Below are 17715 nucleotides of genomic sequence, written 5' to 3' on the forward strand. Positions count from 1 at the left end.
CTGTAATAGGACCTAGTGTATCAGGAAAACCTTGTACCTCAATTTCTTGTTGACTGTTAGTAATAGTTGTGTTAATACTCATGGTTCTACTTTTGGTAAATAAAAATTATCAATTCCTCTTATTTCTAGAATTCAACAATTTCTTAAATAAGTAAAAAGTAAGAACACTTGTTTTTTGGTTTTTTTGAGATATGCCGTGATTATACTTAAGTGAGGATAAGTATTAGTTGCCGATTTTAATTAATCAAAAAAAATATGATTGATTTTTTTAACTTAAATATTTAATTAAAATTATCAAAAATAAGTTAAACTAGGCTTTTTGTATTTAAATAAGAATAAATTTATTGCTTGGTTGTCTTGGTCGGTATTCTTTAACGCTTCTGTCTGATGCTTCGGTCCGACCATGACATGATTACTAATAGTACAAAGTTCACCCTATTAAGGGCGATCGCCTATTTTCGCTAATTCCCATCCTCCAAAAATTGCCTCTGCATGACGATAATATTTAAACTCTAGGAGGTTATAGAAGGGATCTTCTAGGAAAAAGGTACGATGCTCGGTCAACTCTCCAGGAAACCTTAATTTAGGTTGTTCGTAAAAAACTAAAGAGTTAGTCGTAGCTAAATCAAGAATAGTTGACCAATCATTCTCAGTGGTACAAATTAGACCAAAATGACGAGGATAAATCCCTCTTTGGGGTGTTAGGGGTTGTTTAGTCATGTGAGCTACCAGTTGATGACCATAAAAATTAAAAATAATCGCTTGAGTATTTTCACGACCAATGGTACAACCTAATCCCTGATGATAAAAAGTCTTAGCTTTAACAGTATCATTGATAGGTATAGCCAAATGAAACAAAACAGCAGAATTCATAAATGTTACCTAGAGACGAAATCTTAACAAGAGTAGAAAATCGAGAAGCGATCGCCCGTATCTTAGATAAAGCTGAACAAGCCTTAAAAACCTGGTCGGTGATGCTGACTGATTTCCTCTCTCCTGCTATTTTAGTAGAAGTATTGCCGATATTTAAAAATCTGACAGAGTTACAATGTTTAGCTTGGGGGGGATATCCACAAGCAGAGCGTCAAAGACTGGGTATCGCTAGACAAGAAGTACCATTAACTACAGAAGATTGGGAATTAGTGGTTTTAGAGATTGCGGGTAATTTTTTATTCGATGTAGCTACTCATAGAGACTTTTTAGGTGCAGCTTTAGGAACGGGTATAGTTAGAGATAAAATTGGTGATATTATCGTTTTAGGGGAAAGAGGTGCACAAATGATTATTACTCCAGATTTAGAAGAGTTTTTGTGTACTTCTTTATTACAAGTTCGTTCTGTACCCGTAGAAACTAAAGTCATTCCACTGAGTGAGTTAAAAATTAGACCACCCAAAACTAAAGAAATGAACACGGTTGAAGCTTCTTTACGTTTAGACGCGATCGCCTCAGCGGGATTTGGCTTATCCCGTAGTAAAATGGCAGAAGCGATTAACTCTGGTGATGTGAGGGTTAATTGGAAAGAAATAAGCAGCGCGAGTCATTTACTGCAACAGGGAGATTTAATCTCTTTTCAGGGTAAGGGAAGATTAGAAGTAGGGGAAATACAAGTTACCAAAAAACAACGTTATCGTGTACAACTTACCCGTTATTTATAGTATTGCCGTCGATTAATTTCCCTAAAAATCCTCATCGAGAATCTGCTCAAGAGAAAAAAATAACCACAGAAGAACTAAATATTATTACGTAATCCCCCAAAAGCAGCGTAGGCGATCGCGATCGCATCGACGGTATCATTAATCGGAAGATCCGGTAAAGTAAACAGAGATTGAATAGTTTCGGCGACCTCGGCTTTATTAGCTTTGCCATTACCTAGATAAGCCTTCCAGGAAGCTTGATGAAGAAAAATAGGGGTAATCTGAAGTTCACGATAACAAACAAGATTAATGATACCCACAGCTTGCAGTACTCCTCCTGCTGCTTTAATTTCTCGGGAAAAAAAAGGCATTTCTACCGCGACTAAATCTGGTTGTAATTCCGAGATTAAAGACACCATATCCCCTTCAATAATCGTTAACCTAGCTGGTGTAGAGAGACTCTTATCGGTTTCAATTGTACCGTAGTCGTAGAGTTGGGGGTGTAAAGATTCCTTACCACCTAACAAAGCCCAACCAATAATAGCTAAACCTGGATCTAATCCTAAACATTTTAACTGCTTCATGGATAGAGAGTTGTTAATAAACCTCGATCGCCATCTAATTCTACCCTTGAACCAACTATTAAAGCAGCATTAGCACTACCATGACCAAAAGGTAAGTCAGACACTATGGGAATAGACAAATCAGTGAGGCGATCGCGCAATACCTGATTTATCTCCCAACTAGAGGTATTCTCTAAAGGTGTACAACCACTAAAACTTCCTAAAGCGATTCCTTTCACCTGTTGTAATAATCCTAACATCCGCCAATGGGTCAACAGGCGATCGACGCGGTAGGGCAATTCGTTTACTTCTTCTATGGCTAAAATTACGTCATTTAAGGGAGGTTGAGAGGGTGTTTGCAAGAGATGAGTAGCTACGGTCAAATTACCTGCTAAAAGAGTTCCTGTGGTTTTACCTCCTCCCCAACCGCTACCCTCAAGGGGTGGTAATGGTTTTCCCTGTAACAAATCAAAGAGACGTTGTTGACACCAGTCTGGTTCAGAGGGTAGAGTAGTCAAGACAGAAGCGTGGATACTAGCTATTCCTACCTTAGTCAGACTCCACAATAAAGCGCTGATATCGGAAAAACCAATCAACCATTTTGGGGAAGACAAGTCGAGATTTGACCATGACCAATTTTCTAATAGTCTAGTACTCCCATAACCTCCCCTAGCACAGATAATCCCCCGACATTGAGGATTTAACCAAGCTTGTTTTAGGGCTTGACGTCGTTGTTCATCTGTCCCTGCTAGGTAACTATGGCTATTATAACATTGAGGGTCAATATCTATTTGGTAACCCTGCGATCGCCAGATTTCTAACCCTTGAGTAAATATACTTAAAGAATTTAAACTACCACTAGGGGCGATTACCGTAAGATGATCACCAGGTTGTAACCAAGGGGGATAGATGATACTCATTAACTCCCTTCTAGACGTTTTTGTGATGCTTCTAGGGATGCAGTTGGACTAGATTTACCTAACCAAGAAGACTCAATAGCCCGACCAAGATTTTCTGAGAGTATAGTATAATTGGAGATGAGAGGACGCGATCGCGCCCAATCCATTTGAGTTATAAACACCTTGAGGATAGGATTTTCATTCACAAAAGCTTGATAAGATTCACTTTGTTCTGCTTGACTATTAATAGGTAGATAACCAGTTCCTAAAGCCCATTTAGTTTGAAATTCTGCACTCAATATATACTCTAAAAACTTAATTGCTGCTGCTTCTCTGGTGGAATTAGTCTTAAATAAGAAGACATTTTCTCCACCCAAGACAGCGGCTTTTGTTGCTAATTTTGGTATAGTAAAGGCATCATAATCGATACCAATTTGATTAAGTTGTCCTAAGGTCCATGGTCCAGTTATTTGCATCGCCACTTTTCCTGAGATAAACTGATCTAACTCATAACCTCTTTCTGGGGGAGAGAGAATAGCTACTCCTGAATCTATTAATTCTTTACCAAATTCTAAAGCTTTGATTGTTCCTGGGTTAACTAATTGGGGTTGATTATCTACTAATAAATCACCATCAGCGCTATAGATAAAAGGTAACCAAGTAAATACCGTCCATTCTCCTGTACCTAGGGGTAATAATAACCCATGTTGGTCAATTTTGCCATCATTATCTACATCTTTAGTTAATTTTGTCGCTACTTCTTTTAATTCTGACCAAGTTTCTGGTAATTTAGTAATACCTGCTTGTGCAAATAAACTAGGACGATAAAAAATCGCAGCATTATTAGTAGCAAAAGGAATTGACCAAAGATGATCGTCTAATTCCATGGTACTAAACATTGTGGGAATAATTTCAGGTTGAAGACTACTTGTTTCTAACCAACTTTCTAGGGGTTTAATCGCGCCTAATTCTACTAGTTTTCCCGTCAATTGGGGTACGTACCAAAGTAAATCTGGTGGTTGATTTCCTACTACTGCTGAGATAATTTTCGGTAATTGTTGATCAGGTTGACCAATATAAATTGCTTCTACTTGAATATCAGTATGATTATTATTAAACTCAGCTAAAAGTTGCTCAAAAACATCTCTATTTTCAGGTGGATTAATTCCATGCCAAAAAGTTATTTTAGTCACTCCTGGAGTAGAATTATTACCTTGACAACCACTCAAACAAACTACCAACATTAAAGTTAAGATTATTTTAACTAGATTCATGTTTACCCCTTTGACAGTAAAGTAATAATAAGATAAATATCCCTAATCCTAGGATATACTTTAAAATATCAGGAATCAGAGGACTAGGAGAGAAAAACCCTTCAATAATTCCCGCAATCACTAACATAGGAATAATACCTAAAACTAGTTTAGCAGCCAAAGAACTATAATATTTAATCGCGTCAAACCGACGATATCTACCTGGAAATAATAACCCTCTTGCTATTAATAATCCTGCACCACCAGACCAAAAAATCGCGGGTAATTCTAAAGAACCATGAGGAAATACAAAAGCCCAAAAAGGCCAAGATAAATTATTTTGAGCGACAAAAGCAGCTATAGAACCAATATGTATGCCATTGAAAGCGAGGATATAAACAGTCAAAATACCTGCGGTTATGCCTCCTGCTACTGCATTAAAACTAACAGAAAGATTATTAATCATAATATTACTAGATGCGAGAGGTTCTGTCCCTATAATTGAACCCATCCATAACTTATTTTCATCTCTTACTAGAGTAATAATCTCTTGAGGAACTACTAAATTAACAAAAGTAGGATCTAGCCAAATATACCACCAAGCGATCAAAGCGGGTATAAAAAAAATAAGAGTTGCTAAGAGAGTATAAGGAAAAGTCTCTCTAACTATTGTGGGGAAAACATTGGCATAGAAATTTTTAGCTTGTTGCCATTCTTGCTGACGAGAACCTTGATAGATTTGGACATAACTTCTTGAGGTCAAATTTTGCAAATCCTGAGTAAGAATAGCATCGATTTGATAAGTTTTTGCCCTAGCTAAATCAGCGGATACAGAACGATATAAACTAGCTAATTCCGTAATTTCCTTAGCTGGTAAACTTTTTAAACCCTTGCTTTCTACTCGTTTTAACAGAGAATCTAAACGTCGCCAATCAGTTTCTCGTCTAGCGATCCAGCGTTGAATATTCATCGCCAACTATCCCAATCCTCATTAAAAATAGACGTATCAGGAAAAGCCGTAGGATTACCACTAGTATTTAACTTCTCTTGTAATAGCTTTAACTCATCACTAGGTCTAGGCATACTTTCGATTAATTGATAAGGTATAATGTCATTATTAAGGGCAAAAACCGCGGTTATTCCAGCAGCAGCGCCACTAGACCACTCAAAAGAATGGACACGATAAGCAGCAGCAGCAATATGACTAGTCGCGATACTTTTACCCGCTATTAATAAGTTATCAATTTTTTGCGGAATCATCGCCCTTAAGGGAATTTGAAAAGGGAAAGCTTCTCCACCTGCGCGTCTTTCTCCGTCTCTTTCGCGGTTACCGTGTTTTTCAGCGGGACTATATTGCATACAGGGGTGAAAATCAATACTATAATGACCTATTCCCACTGCATCAGGATAAATAGTCGATCGCCAACGACTAGATCTCGGTGTTCCTTCTAACCCTGCGATGAAGTTTTGTAAACGTCGATAAGTTTCAGGAGAAAGAGTCTGCTGATAATAAGGATCTTGATAATTACGTCGAGAAATATCAACCTCGCGAATCGTAAAACCGTCAGGATAACCAAAAGAAGGACGTCCAATAATTCTTCTTCCCTCACGGATATAGGGATATTTCGATAACCCGTGACTAGTTCCCATGGGAGAGTCTAAACCATCAAGAAAGCGATAATAGGGAAAGGGTTGCTTAATTCCTGAACCTAGTTGAGAATCTGTCGTCCCCATCACTAGCCAATAGAAAAAACCTAAAGCGTGTTCTTCTCCTCTCTCTAAGGTTTCGACGCGTAAACCCCCTAACCAACCCCCTGGATCTAATTGACCTGTAGCTTTTAATTGTTCCCTGGTATAAACTAAGTTATCTTCAGGATTACCGGGACGATAGTCATTACCCCATGTCCAATTTTGCAGAGAAATATCTCCAGGGGTAGGGGTAGAAAACTCAAGTCCCCCTACTGTTTTTAATTCTCCTGTGGTTGGACTCAGGATGCGACGATAAGTAAAGAGTAAATCTAGATCGGCAAAACGAGTTAATTCATAACTATAATAATGAGCATGACGCAAATACCACTCGGGCAATTCGTAACTCTGTTTCGTCTCGGTTTGTTCCATCGCAAAGGTATAGGTAAACCCTTGGGTACAATAAGGATAGGCTGTCTCACTCGATGAAGTAGGTTCAAAGTGTGAACGAGGATCTATTCCTAAACGATAGGGAACATCAGCTAAAGCGATGATTTCTCCTGTTTCAGTAGCTTCGATGACATACCAGTGAGAAGGTTGCTGCTTCGGTGGAGTGAAACTAATTACCTTCTTACTAAATAAGGGAGAATCATCATAATCATACCAATCAGCGATAGTTTGAGATAAAGGGAAAGTGTTTAACGGTGGTGCGTCAGGTTGGGGTTGATGTTGAATAGCGATCGCTTCTTGAATCCAATTTCCCTCCGAGGAGATAACTAAGTCTTTGATTACTGTAGAAGGAAACCAATGGAGTGTTCCTCCACCCTGTTTAGCCGCTTCTTCAAGTTGTGTTAAGAGTAGTTTATGACCATCAGAAGGTAAAAAACAAGATTCACTTACCCAACAATCCCCAGGATTAAGTTTACCATAGTGGTTCTCAATTCTTGAGCGCAATTCTAGATAACCACTTGGGTAAAAAAGCAACGATCGCTGTGTTCCCTGTTCATCTAATGCTGATGTTCCCTGGGAGGAAATTTGTCCCCCTACCCAGTCGGTTATTTCGGTTAAACAGACGGTTTTTCCCGCTAATAAGGCTTCATAGCTCGCCGCTACTCCCGCTAATCCTCCTCCCACTACGAGAATCTCGCATTCTACTGTTTCCTCAATCTCAGGTGTTGGAGAAGCTAAACTACCTAGAGTGATTAACAGTAACCAAAGACTTTGTTTGCCCATTGTTTAATGATGTAACAGTATAGTTAGAATCGGTAGTAAACTGGCGATAATCCCGCTAAGATACCATTTTAATTGTCCTTCTCTGGGATAATCACTCAATAAAGCATCGATTCTTTGTTCTAAACGTTGGTTATTACCATCGCTTAATTCTACAGAAAAAGTTAACTGTGGTTTACTCAAGAGATAATTATGCACCTTTTGGGCGACTTTGAGTAAAGCTTCGGCGATAGCTAAACCTCCCACCTGTTGGACTCCCCAAGCATCAGCCCTTAATTCTCTCCACAATAGTAACTCTTGCCATAAACTTTCACCATGGGGTAACCAAGGGGTAGAATTGCGTAACCAACTTAACCAAAAAAACCAGAAATTATCATGATATAATTGGTGGGCTTGTTCGTGGGCTAATACCGCTTTTAATTCTTCGGGATTGAGTAAGTCTAGTAAACCTTGAGTTAAGATTATCTGCGATCGCCAAACCCCTATTTGAGCACAATAAGGAAAGTCTGTCTCAAGCAGATATACTGGTTGATTAAATAGATAGATTTGGGGATAAGTACTAATTTTTTGGGTTTGTACCCAAGCTTGATAGCCTAGTTTAATTAGTAAACTCATGACTATTAATAAATAAGCACAAGCTAAATAGTAACTAAACCAAGTCGCTTGTAACCCCAACATCTTACCATTAGGTCCCATAGAAGCGATCGCCACTGCGGTAGTTAATAACAGTAAAGGAGGAAATAAAAAGTTAAAAAAGGCTAACTTCCTAGTCACTGTTGGTGCTAATTGACGTACAACATAAGCTATTGTTAGGGTGAGTAAAATCATCAAAAAGTGCATGGGTATTTCTCAGGATTGTTTACGGCGAAAAGCTTCGAGACGAGAAGCGATCGCTTCTAGTTGCTCTAAACTTGAAGTATCTAAACTATCGGCAAAAGATGCTACCACGTCGGGATTACTGATGGCTAAGAACTTTTGTAATTGTTCGTAAGCTAAAATACCTTGAGCTTCTTGACGAGTAAGTAGGGGACGCCAATAAAAGGCGCGTTTTTCTTTGATACAGCTTAACCATCCTTTTTGGGTTAAACGATGTAAAATAGTCGTTACTGAAGCGTAGGCTAATTCCCGTTCAGGATCGCTTAAAATCTTCTCGTGTACATCTTTAACCGTGACAGTGCCTAATTCCCAGATTATATTGAGAATTTCTGTCTCTAATGGTCCTAGAGATGTTTTACGAGGGCGATATTCTGGTAAAGGAGTCATAACTATTGATTATTTGAATTGTTTATGGGATCGTTTTAGTGTAAATATTATTATACTTAAGGCTTATGAAGATCATTTTAATTCATACTTAATGGTTACACTTGACTAACAGTTTAATTTACATAATTTTCTATGACAACTTTTTTCATGTCTAATACTAAAAACGAGCAACTCACTGAACAAATACCTAATCAAGAATCAATCCCTAATGAGCATCTAGAAGAAGAAGGTAATAAACCCTTTTTTCAAGCCATTACTACTCTTCACGGTAAGATTTACAAAGATGAGAAATTGGGTTACGCTATTAAAATAGGTAATTCTCTCTATCGTTTATTTATTTTTCCCGCTAAGTATAGAGGTTGGTTGAAACAATTAGAAAAAGGTCCAGATACCCCTCTCTACTTGAGAGCTTATCCTAAATACCAAATTATCCCTCGTCAACCAGCTGAAATTTATTTTCAAATAGTAGCTTGGGGTGAAGAAAATCAATGGACAGAGCCAGGTATTTATATCTTTAGGGGTATATGGCAATTTGTTCCTCAAGTGAAAACACCCGTCATCTCTGTTTATCGCAATAAAGAAAGTACAGACTATACCGAGAAATTTAAAGCTACTCACCTTCCTATTTTAATGCGCCGTGAAGATGAAGCTGCTCCTTTTCGCTTTAACCCTAAAATGAGTAAGGAGGATTTACCCCCTCGATGGTTTATTCAAGCTAAATTTAAATTTATTCCCTCGAAAAACTGTTGGGGATGGGTGGAAGATATTGAACCACCTACCCAAGCAATACCCCGTTATAAAAAACCCATCAAAGCTGATCCTAAAGCTAAAGAAAAGCCAGCCAAACCAACGACTAAATAGCTAAATACTCAAATAGTGACCTACCATCTATATTACCCAAGATAGCATCAGCAGCTCTTTCAGGATGGGGCATCATACCTAGGACGTTTCGAGTTAAATTAGTGATACCAGCTATACTATTGACAGAGCCATTGGGGTTATAAATATCTTCAATTTCCCCATGGCTACTACAATAGCGGAACACAACTTGATCATTGTCTTCTAAAGCTTTGAGAGTATCAGCATCGGCGTAATAACGACCTTCTCCATGGGCGATAGGGAGGGTTAATACTTGTTGGGAAGTATAACCTTTAGTCCAAGGGGTTTGATTATTTTCTACCCGAATTGGTAAGCGATCGCAAATAAAGTGTAAATTACGATTACGAATTAAAGCACCCTGGAGTAAACCCACTTCTGTTAAGACTTGAAAACCGTTACAAATACCTAAGACTAATTTACCCTGTTTGGCGTGTTCAAGCACACTATTCATCACAGGAGAAAAACGGGCGATCGCTCCACAACGTAGATAGTCGCCATAACTAAAACCACCAGGAATCACAATGACGTCAATGTCGTTAATATCGGTATCCTGATGCCAAACTAAACGGGTAGGTTGTGAGAGTATCCCCTCGGTGACAGTAACCACATCGCGATCGCAATTAGAACCAGGAAAAACTATGATACCAAATTTCATTTATACTTAAAATAAGATTTACTTGAGACGATTACGCCAAACTTGCCAAGCTAAATAGGCTAAAAGCAAGGTTGCACCAATCGCATAAGCTCCCCCACTAGGAATACCCGCCCAAACCAAGGCTAAGCTACCTAACCAAAGAGTAAGAGCATAAATAAATAATACCGTTAAACGTTGAGAAACTCCCGCTTTTAGTAAACGATGGTGTAGATGACTATTATCGGGTTTAAAAGGGGACTTTTTTTTCAATATACGGGAAATAATCACCAGAGACATATCAATAATTGGTACAGCCAAAGTCAGCATAACCGCTGTCAAAGCATAGGTTTTTACCAAGCCAATTACGCCTACTCCTGCTAGGGTAAAACCCATAAAATAAGCTCCCCCATCCCCCATAAAAATCTGAGCTGGGTTAAAATTATAACGCAAAAAACCCAAAGCTCCTCCAGCTAAAGCCGCAGCAACCAAAGCCGCAGCAGGTTGATTCATAAATAAACTCACGATCAACATTACTACCGCAGCGATTCCTGAGACTCCCGCGGCTAAACCGTCAACCCCATCAATCCAGTTAATCGCGTTAGTCATTCCTACTAACCAAAACAGAGTTATCGGTAAACCCAACCAACCTAGATGCACTATCCCAGAAAAAGGAATCGAGAGAAAATCAATTCTGACTCCTACCCACCAAGCAAATGTCGCTACCGCTGTCTGCATAAATAAACGCGACATCGCTGATAAATTAAATAAATCATCGGCTAAACCGACTAAAAATAATAATAAACCACCAATGGTTACCCCCCAGATTTCCCATTCTTTCTCTGGTGATAATATGCCAAATCCACCTAACCACCAAACGATTAATAAGGCGCTTAGACTACCAATAAAGATAGACACACCCCCAATTCTGACTATAGGGCGTTTATGAATTTTCCGTTCTCCTGGTAAATCGACTTTACCGCTTTTAATGCCAATGGTTTTGACAACTGGTGTACTCCACAGCACTACGCTAATGGAAACCAGAAAAGCGATAATATGATATTGCTCCTCTAGCATCTGGGTTTTATTAGTAACTACTAAATAGGGTAGTAGAAAGTTGGTCTATCTACTACCCTAGTTTAACTAAAAAATTTTTAGACTAAAGAAGGTACAGGAATTTGTAGGTGAGGGTAGAGAGGAAAGCGTTCACATAATTTAGCTACACGCTGTTGACAATCACTCTTAACCTCTTCATTGTCAGGATTTAACAAGCGATCGCTGATAATTTGTCCAATCTCTGTAAATTCTGTCTCTTCCATTCCCCGAGTGGTCATCGCTGGTGAACCTAAGCGTAATCCACTGGTTACAAATGGTGATTCCGTATCAAAGGGGACGGTATTTTTATTAGCTGTAATATTAATCCCACTGACTAGTTGATCAGCTCGTTTACCCGTCATACTAATACAACGTAAATCCACTAGGATTAAATGGTTATCAGTTCCTCCTGAGACTAATTTAAAGCCATTATTAGTTAAACTACTACCCATAGCTTGAGCGTTAAGAATTACTTGTTGAGCGTAGGTTTTAAACTCAGGTTTTAAGGCTTCTCCAAAGGCTACCGCTTTAGCTGCGATTACGTGCTCTAAAGGTCCTCCTTGTGTTCCAGGGAAGACGGCTTTATCTAATTTTTTGCCTAACTCAGCATCCCGACAGAGAATTAAACCTCCTCTTGGTCCTCTGAGAGTTTTATGTGTAGTCGTCGTAACTACGTCGCAATAGGGCACAGGGTTAGGATGCTCTCGGGCTGCGACTAAACCTGCGATATGAGCAATATCTGCTAATAAATATGCTCCTACTTCATCGGCGATCGCTCTAAATTTCTCAAAGTTAATCACCCGAGGATAGGCTGAATAACCACAAATAATCAGTTTAGGACGCTCTTTAAGAGCTATGGCTCTGATTTCCTCATAATCAAGACTTTCTGTCTCTTTACTTACCCCATATTGAGACACGTTAAACCATTTTCCTGATACATTCACAGGAGAACCATGAGTTAAATGTCCTCCATGGGATAAATCCATCCCGAGAATTTTATCTCCAGGTTGCAGTAAGGTTAAAAATACCGCAAAATTAGCTTGTGCTCCTGAATGGGGTTGGACATTAGCACTAGCTGCACCAAATAGCTGTTTAGCGCGATCTATGGCTAGTTGCTCTACTTCATCGATATGCTCACAACCACCGTAATAGCGTTTACCTGGTAAACCTTCAGCGTATTTATTAGTTAATACTGAACCTTGGGCAGCTAAAACCGCAGCTGAAGCGAAGTTCTCACTAGCAATTAATTCTAAATGACTTCTCTGACGCTGTAATTCTCTATCTATAATCTCAGCTACCAGAGGATCTGTTTGCCTTAACAAGTCTAAGTTAGTATCAGTCACTGCTTTTCTATCAATTGAAATTAATCTATTGTAACAATTTTAACGGCTGAACAGAAAAAATGTGATAGAATAATAACCATAAGCTACAGATGTACGAGGTACAATCATGTTTGTAGTTATTACTGAAAATAAACTTTTAAGCGCAGAACATATCTGTCAAGGCTGCTTACTCGCCGATCAGAGTGGTTTACCCCGTTGGCGTCAAGGTAAATTAGGTTGTGGTCAATCCCTCGGTAAATCTCCAGACAACCAAACCACCGTTTATCAATGTCAAATGGGCTTCCGTGTTGCTAATATTGAGTAGGAATTGTACTTACTCACGAGGAAAATTAAATGTCTTGGCGTGGTTCAACTGATTTTAAAGATCGTCTCTTTGGGGCTTTGGTTTATTCACTCCCCCTTATCTACGTTTTACCCTATAGTGAGGGTGTTTTAACACAATTCCCCCAACTTGGCTTTATCTATGTCTTGATTTCACCTCTATTGCGTCTCTATTTTGGCTTAAATTCCTTGCTTCCTTTTGGCGGATTAATTATTTTCTTCGCCCTCTGGTTAGGAGTGGTCAGAAATGAACGCATTAGTCATTTTATCCGTTTTAATACCCTACAGGCGATTTTACTCGACTTGTTGATTATTCTCTTCGGTTTGATTATCCGAACTCTCTTTGCTAACGCTGGTTTAGGCTTGTTGGTTCAATTATTTAGTAACTTTATCTTTTTAGGAGTTCTGATTGTCTGTCTCTACTCTATCATTCAATCTGTTTTAGGTAAATACGCAGAAATTCCTACTCTCTCTGATGCTGTTTATGCTCAAGTACGATAAATCTTTTGGTACGCTAGATAAATAGCTTCTAGAAATAATTCGGGGTTATTATCCCTGATTGTTTCTAAATTTATTCTCTCTTTAAGGCGATCGCTTATTTTCACACTCACTTGATTTCTAGCTTCAGGAGTCATCATATATCTCCTCTGTAAATATTCTCTGACTAAGGCAAAATCATCGGGTAATAAGTTAGTGATTTCTGCTTCTTCTTGGATTTGTCGGGCTAATTTTTGGGCTTGTGGAATAACATTTAACTCAGTGTTTACCTTCTTTTCTTGTTGTCTAATTACTACTGTACCAGCTAATAAATCCCCTAAACGTTTTTCTTTGGGAGTAAAGATAATTAAAAATGCTCCCATAAAGAAAATATCATCAATTGGTCTCAATAATGCTCTTAAGACAACCTGAGTTAAACTAACAACAGTTCCATCATCACTAATTACTCTAATATTAACCCATTTTTTCCCTGGTGTTTGTCCTTGCCAAAGTGTCTCAAAAAAGACAAAATAACCGACATAAATAACAAATGTGATTATTAGTTGAATAGCGAATAACCATAAACCTAATACTTGACCAACCCTAGGATTTAAAGTATCTATAAATAGATAAACAAAAGCCCAAATAATCAAGATAATAACTAAAACAAAACCTAGGATAAAATAGTCAAGACATAAAGCATAGGCGCGATTCCCTATACCCGCTAGATTAAATTCTAACTCTACACTTTCTGGAGTCTCTAATTTTATCCTATTAAACAACCCCATTACATTAAATCTATCCCCTCACGTTGACTTCTTAAGTCATAATAAATAGCGGCTTTGATTGATTGCCAAAAAGGCATCATTATGCCAATAGATAGTAAATTAATGGCTAGAGAAATCAGGGATTCTAATAGTTGAAAAATATCTGAATCTGCTCCAAATATTCCTTCTAAAATTACTTGAAAGATTCCTAAAATAAAATTACTAGCGAAAGAAATAGGTAAACTAATTAAACCAGCAATAAAGTATATTAATGCTAATCTACCGACAAATTGTTTAGTTAATTGCCAAGAACGCCCAATAGCTCTAGTAGGCTCAGAAATATCTTCTATTGAGATCATTAATTCTACTAGAGATAGGCGCGTAAAAAACCAAAAGAATAGAATAAATATCCCAATCAATAGAGGAACTATTATTAAAAATAAAGCGGGAGTGTTTGTACCCGTAGCTATAGCAGTTAATATACCGACAACCAAAAAACTAACGAACAACACACCAAAGACAATTAAGCTAATTAATAAACTAGCTAGGAAAAATGTCCATAAACGCGGTTGAACTCTATTTCTTGCTTCATAGACACTCTCGGGTTTTTCGATGATCTCCCCAAAAGCTAAACGGGAAATTAAACCTGTGGCTTGACCATACTTTGCCCAACCATAAATAGGTACAATAGACCAAAGACCAGCAATTATAGCTAGAGGAAAATAAGTCTTAAAGCGATCGCGGTATATCCTTAATCCTGCGCTGACGACATCTCCAACTCCGAGAGAACTACTATTCATAATAAAATATGGTTATTGTTTACTTTATTTTAAACTACATTTCCCTGAGAAAATAAGCTTATTTCTGGCGTTGACGTAAACTTTTTTTAACTTCCCAATACAGACGTCTGAGACGTACATCTAGAGAAAAACCGCGTTTAGTTGGGATAATCACCGTTTCTGCGAGGCGATCGTGAAAAGCTTGGTTAGATTCTTCATTTGTTAAAGCTAAGCTACACTCTCCTAAAAGGGGAGAAACCAAAATTAAGGTAGAAAAAGGATTGATAAAGGTTAGATTTAAACCAATCATTGCTAAAAAAGCAGCAAAACCTAAGACACCTTCTCGTTTAGCTAAATTAAGTACACTAGGAAGACGTCTAAACCGAGTATCTATAACCTTTAAATCCATACACCAGCGCCCTAAACTTTGACCACTGTTAGCAGCAACTACAAAGATTCTAGATATTAACCAACCCACACCAAAAATGAGCAATTGTAAGAAAAAATTATTACCACCAAAAATAGAAGCGATTAACCATACTATGACATAATCGATTAAGAAAGCATAAGCGCGGCGATCTAATGGTACTTTAGGAAATCGTTGACGAGAAGGTTCAATATACATATTTTTTAAGAAGGATAATTTAAGCGAAAATTACTTAACTTCTCTGCGGTATCCTGTATTAAATATTTAACCTGTTCAAACTCAGGAAAGTTAAAATTAAGCGACACAGTCTGAAAATCAGGAAGGGTTGACCAAGTTGTTAAGACAAAAACAATTACCGCGGTTAGAGCTAGTAACGCTTTAATAATATTACCAACTACTGAACCTACCACAATACCTAAACATACTTTAGCCGAGGTTTGTAGTCTAGGAATTAAAGCTAATTCACGACGATAAGCAAATTCTCCAATAAAAGCGCCCAATAAAGCGCCCAATAAAATACCAATAATTGGTCCACCGATAGGTAAAGCGGGTAATAAACCCAACATCCCCACCACTAAACCAACAATACTACCAATTTGACTCCAGGAACTAGCCCCAAATTTTTTAACTCCCCAATAAGTAGCGAGAAATTCTACTGCTATACTAATCAACAGGATAAACAGAGTTACGATTAAAGATAACGCCATACCCTGAAATTGAGTAACCAATCCCCAGATTAAAATCGCTATTAAAATCAAACCAACTCCAGGTATTGCGGGTAAGAGTGCGCCTAAAACACCAACAAGCATTACCGCAATTAAAATAAAATAGAGAATAATTAAACTCATTGAGGTTTCTGGTTAAAGGTTTAAATCTATTTTAACGCTTAATTTTGGCCAGTAGAGTATTAGTTAACATCTCTAACTCAGGTAATTTTAAAGTAGAAGCGATCGCCATAAACACTCCGATAGATACCAAACTAGAAACTATCACCGTTAGTAATAATAACCAGAAATTCTCAACCCCCAATAAACTATGTAAACCCTGATAAGTCAACCAAGCAATTAAACCAGATCCTAGGGTTGCTGCAAATAAACTCAGAAGGGTAACTCCCCAACTCAGCAAGGGTAAACCAGAGAGACGACGATCTAAAATCAATAAAAATACCATCATCGAGACTATATTTACACCTACAGTAGCTAAAACGATACCAGGAATACCGAATAAATTTACTAAGACATAATCTAAGACAGCGTTTAACAAAATATTCGCTAAACTAATCCGAAAGGGTGTTTCTCCGTCTCCTAACCCGTAGAAGACTCTCACCAAAACATCCCTTCCTAGATAGAAAAACATCCCTAAACCATAAACCATCAAAACTGGAGCTACTAATCTAGAAGCATCAACCCCAAAAGCGTATCTCTGGTAGATTAACTGTACAATGGGTAAAGCTAAAGAAACAAAAATAGCCGTTAAAGGTAACATCGTCAGAGCGGTTAAAATTAATCCCTGACGAATACGTAATTTTAGCTCTTCTCTACTTTCAGGTGCGCTTAAACGAGATAATCTCGGTAACAGGGGGACTAAAATCATATTAGAGATAATCCCCAAGGGAGTAAGCACAATAAAATTAGCGTAGCGCATCGCAGCTGCTGCACCATCTAGATAAGAAGCAAAAAATAAATCAGTATAAACATTAATATATAAAGCACCAGATGAGAAAGTCGCTGGAATCATGACTTTTAATACTTCTGTAACTCCAGGTACACGCCAGTTAAAACTTAATCTGAATCTCCCCATACCCGCTTTTAATTGGGCGAATAATTGGGCTAACCATTGTAAAATACCCCCTAGTAAAGTTCCTCCCGCTAAAACAATAGTTCCTAATTGCAGGTATTCTGGTGCGTTGATTGATTCCCCTAATTGCCAAATTAAATAAACCATTCCAATGACAATAGTAATACTAGAAAAGAGTGGGCTAATACTTGGTAACCAGTATTCTTCTGCTGCATTAAGAGTACCAAAACCAATACCAATTAACCCCGCTAACAATGCTAAAGGAGACATAATCCTGAGTTGTTGAATCGCCATCTCTCTTACCGTTTCCGTTAAACCAGGAGCAAGTAAATCAATACATAAGGGTGCGGCGATCGCTATAACAAAGGTTACCAACAATAAACAACAACTCACCAAAGTTGTTACCGTCTCCACCAGGGGTCCTGCTGATTGACGATCTTTTTTAGCTAAAACACTCAATAAAGCACTATGAAAAGGTCCATTAATCCCTCCTAATAAAATCAAGAGAAACCCTGGAATCACGTAAGCGTAAGCGTAAGCGTTGACAATTGGACCTACCCCAAAAGCTGCAGCTATTAATTGTTCTCTAACTAAACCAAATACTTTACTAATCAGAGTTGCTAAAGCGACGATTCCCGCTATACCTGCAAATGAGGTTTTTTTGGTCATGT

Annotated in this window: 19 protein-coding genes and 1 pseudogene; 4 read left to right on the top strand and 16 right to left on the bottom strand. The window is 38.1% G+C overall.

Features of this window, described 5'->3' with window-relative positions:
• Positions 1-438: 438 nt before the first annotated feature.
• Entirely contained in the window at positions 439-873 is a 435-nt protein-coding gene (locus tag EA365_01425) for a glyoxalase (GenBank protein ID TVQ48445.1), read from the bottom strand.
• Between the two features lie 2 nt (positions 874-875).
• Here EA365_01425 and EA365_01430 point away from each other — a divergent pair, with 2 nt between their 5' ends.
• Complete coding sequence (locus tag EA365_01430; protein ID TVQ48446.1) at positions 876-1655, top strand: photosystem II S4 domain protein; 780 nt, start codon at positions 876-878, stop codon at positions 1653-1655.
• A 74-nt stretch (positions 1656-1729) separates the two neighbouring features.
• Here the strand turns inward: EA365_01430 and EA365_01435 are convergent, their stop codons facing one another.
• Genes EA365_01435 through EA365_01465 form a run of 7 tightly spaced genes read right to left on the bottom strand, consistent with a single transcriptional unit; the run spans position 1730 to position 8528 of the window.
• Positions 1730-2218 carry a crossover junction endodeoxyribonuclease RuvC gene (locus tag EA365_01435; GenBank protein ID TVQ48447.1) on the bottom strand — a complete coding sequence of 163 codons (489 nt, stop codon included), beginning with the start codon at positions 2216-2218 and terminating at the stop codon, positions 1730-1732.
• Positions 2215-3111: an LD-carboxypeptidase gene (locus tag EA365_01440; protein TVQ48478.1), complete on the bottom strand. Its 897-nt coding sequence runs from the start codon at positions 3109-3111 to the stop codon at positions 2215-2217. The genes EA365_01435 and EA365_01440 overlap by 4 nt, the downstream gene beginning before the upstream one ends.
• Before the next feature lie 5 nt (positions 3112-3116).
• Complete coding sequence (locus tag EA365_01445; GenBank protein ID TVQ48448.1) at positions 3117-4370, bottom strand: ABC transporter substrate-binding protein; 1254 nt, start codon at positions 4368-4370, stop codon at positions 3117-3119.
• Positions 4357-5319 (bottom strand): stage II sporulation protein M, encoded by a 963-nt coding sequence (locus tag EA365_01450; GenBank protein TVQ48449.1) that lies wholly within the window; start codon positions 5317-5319, stop codon positions 4357-4359. Before EA365_01450 ends, EA365_01445 begins: the two co-directional genes overlap by 14 nt.
• Entirely contained in the window at positions 5316-7268 is a 1953-nt protein-coding gene (locus EA365_01455; GenBank protein TVQ48450.1) for an FAD-dependent oxidoreductase, read from the bottom strand. The genes EA365_01450 and EA365_01455 overlap by 4 nt, the downstream gene beginning before the upstream one ends.
• Positions 7269-7271: 3 nt before the next feature.
• Positions 7272-8105 (bottom strand): M56 family peptidase, encoded by an 834-nt coding sequence (locus EA365_01460; protein ID TVQ48451.1) that lies wholly within the window; start codon positions 8103-8105, stop codon positions 7272-7274.
• 9 nt (positions 8106-8114) lie between these two features.
• On the bottom strand, positions 8115-8528 hold the full coding sequence (locus EA365_01465; GenBank protein ID TVQ48452.1) for a CopY family transcriptional regulator: 414 nt from the start codon (positions 8526-8528) through the stop codon (positions 8115-8117).
• A gap of 231 nt (positions 8529-8759) precedes the next feature.
• On the opposite strand from EA365_01465, the pseudogene EA365_01470 reads away from it, so the two are divergent.
• A pseudogene (locus EA365_01470) lies at positions 8760-9362 on the top strand (hypothetical protein).
• Positions 9363-9381: 19 nt separating this feature from the next.
• Here EA365_01470 and purQ read toward each other — a convergent pair.
• The 3 genes from purQ to EA365_01485 all read right to left on the bottom strand — a co-directional run bounded on the left by purQ (position 9382) and on the right by EA365_01485 (position 12476).
• Entirely contained in the window at positions 9382-10062 is a 681-nt protein-coding gene (purQ, locus tag EA365_01475; protein ID TVQ48453.1) for a phosphoribosylformylglycinamidine synthase subunit PurQ, read from the bottom strand.
• An 18-nt stretch (positions 10063-10080) separates the two neighbouring features.
• A complete protein-coding gene (locus EA365_01480) occupies positions 10081-11115 on the bottom strand; it encodes an undecaprenyl/decaprenyl-phosphate alpha-N-acetylglucosaminyl 1-phosphate transferase (GenBank protein TVQ48454.1) in 1035 nt (344 codons plus the stop codon).
• A gap of 77 nt (positions 11116-11192) precedes the next feature.
• Positions 11193-12476 (bottom strand): serine hydroxymethyltransferase, encoded by a 1284-nt coding sequence (locus EA365_01485; protein TVQ48455.1) that lies wholly within the window; start codon positions 12474-12476, stop codon positions 11193-11195.
• Positions 12477-12582: 106 nt separating this feature from the next.
• Here EA365_01485 and EA365_01490 point away from each other — a divergent pair, with 106 nt between their 5' ends.
• Positions 12583-12780 carry a hypothetical protein gene (locus tag EA365_01490; protein ID TVQ48456.1) on the top strand — a complete coding sequence of 66 codons (198 nt, stop codon included), beginning with the start codon at positions 12583-12585 and terminating at the stop codon, positions 12778-12780.
• 29 nt (positions 12781-12809) lie between these two features.
• Positions 12810-13298 carry a hypothetical protein gene (locus EA365_01495; protein TVQ48457.1) on the top strand — a complete coding sequence of 163 codons (489 nt, stop codon included), beginning with the start codon at positions 12810-12812 and terminating at the stop codon, positions 13296-13298.
• On the opposite strand, the gene EA365_01500 is transcribed toward EA365_01495, so the two are convergent.
• From EA365_01500 to murJ, 5 genes are read right to left on the bottom strand one after another with little or no spacing between them, the layout of a single operon-like run.
• Positions 13286-14062, bottom strand: coding sequence for an RDD family protein (locus EA365_01500; GenBank protein ID TVQ48458.1), 777 nt, complete (start codon positions 14060-14062; stop codon positions 13286-13288). The genes EA365_01495 and EA365_01500 overlap by 13 nt on opposite strands.
• Entirely contained in the window at positions 14062-14841 is a 780-nt protein-coding gene (locus tag EA365_01505; GenBank protein ID TVQ48459.1) for a hypothetical protein, read from the bottom strand. Before EA365_01505 ends, EA365_01500 begins: the two co-directional genes overlap by 1 nt.
• 58 nt (positions 14842-14899) lie before the next feature.
• Positions 14900-15445, bottom strand: coding sequence for a hypothetical protein (locus EA365_01510; protein TVQ48460.1), 546 nt, complete (start codon positions 15443-15445; stop codon positions 14900-14902).
• A 5-nt stretch (positions 15446-15450) separates the two neighbouring features.
• Positions 15451-16095, bottom strand: a complete 645-nt coding sequence (locus tag EA365_01515; protein ID TVQ48461.1) for a DUF456 family protein — start codon at positions 16093-16095, stop codon at positions 15451-15453.
• A 31-nt stretch (positions 16096-16126) separates the two neighbouring features.
• Positions 16127-17713, bottom strand: a complete 1587-nt coding sequence (murJ, locus tag EA365_01520) for a murein biosynthesis integral membrane protein MurJ (GenBank protein TVQ48462.1) — start codon at positions 17711-17713, stop codon at positions 16127-16129.
• Positions 17714-17715 lie beyond the last annotated feature (2 nt).

The organism is Gloeocapsa sp. DLM2.Bin57 (assembly GCA_007693955.1).
GTDB lineage: Bacteria > Cyanobacteriota > Cyanobacteriia > Cyanobacteriales > Gloeocapsaceae > Gloeocapsa.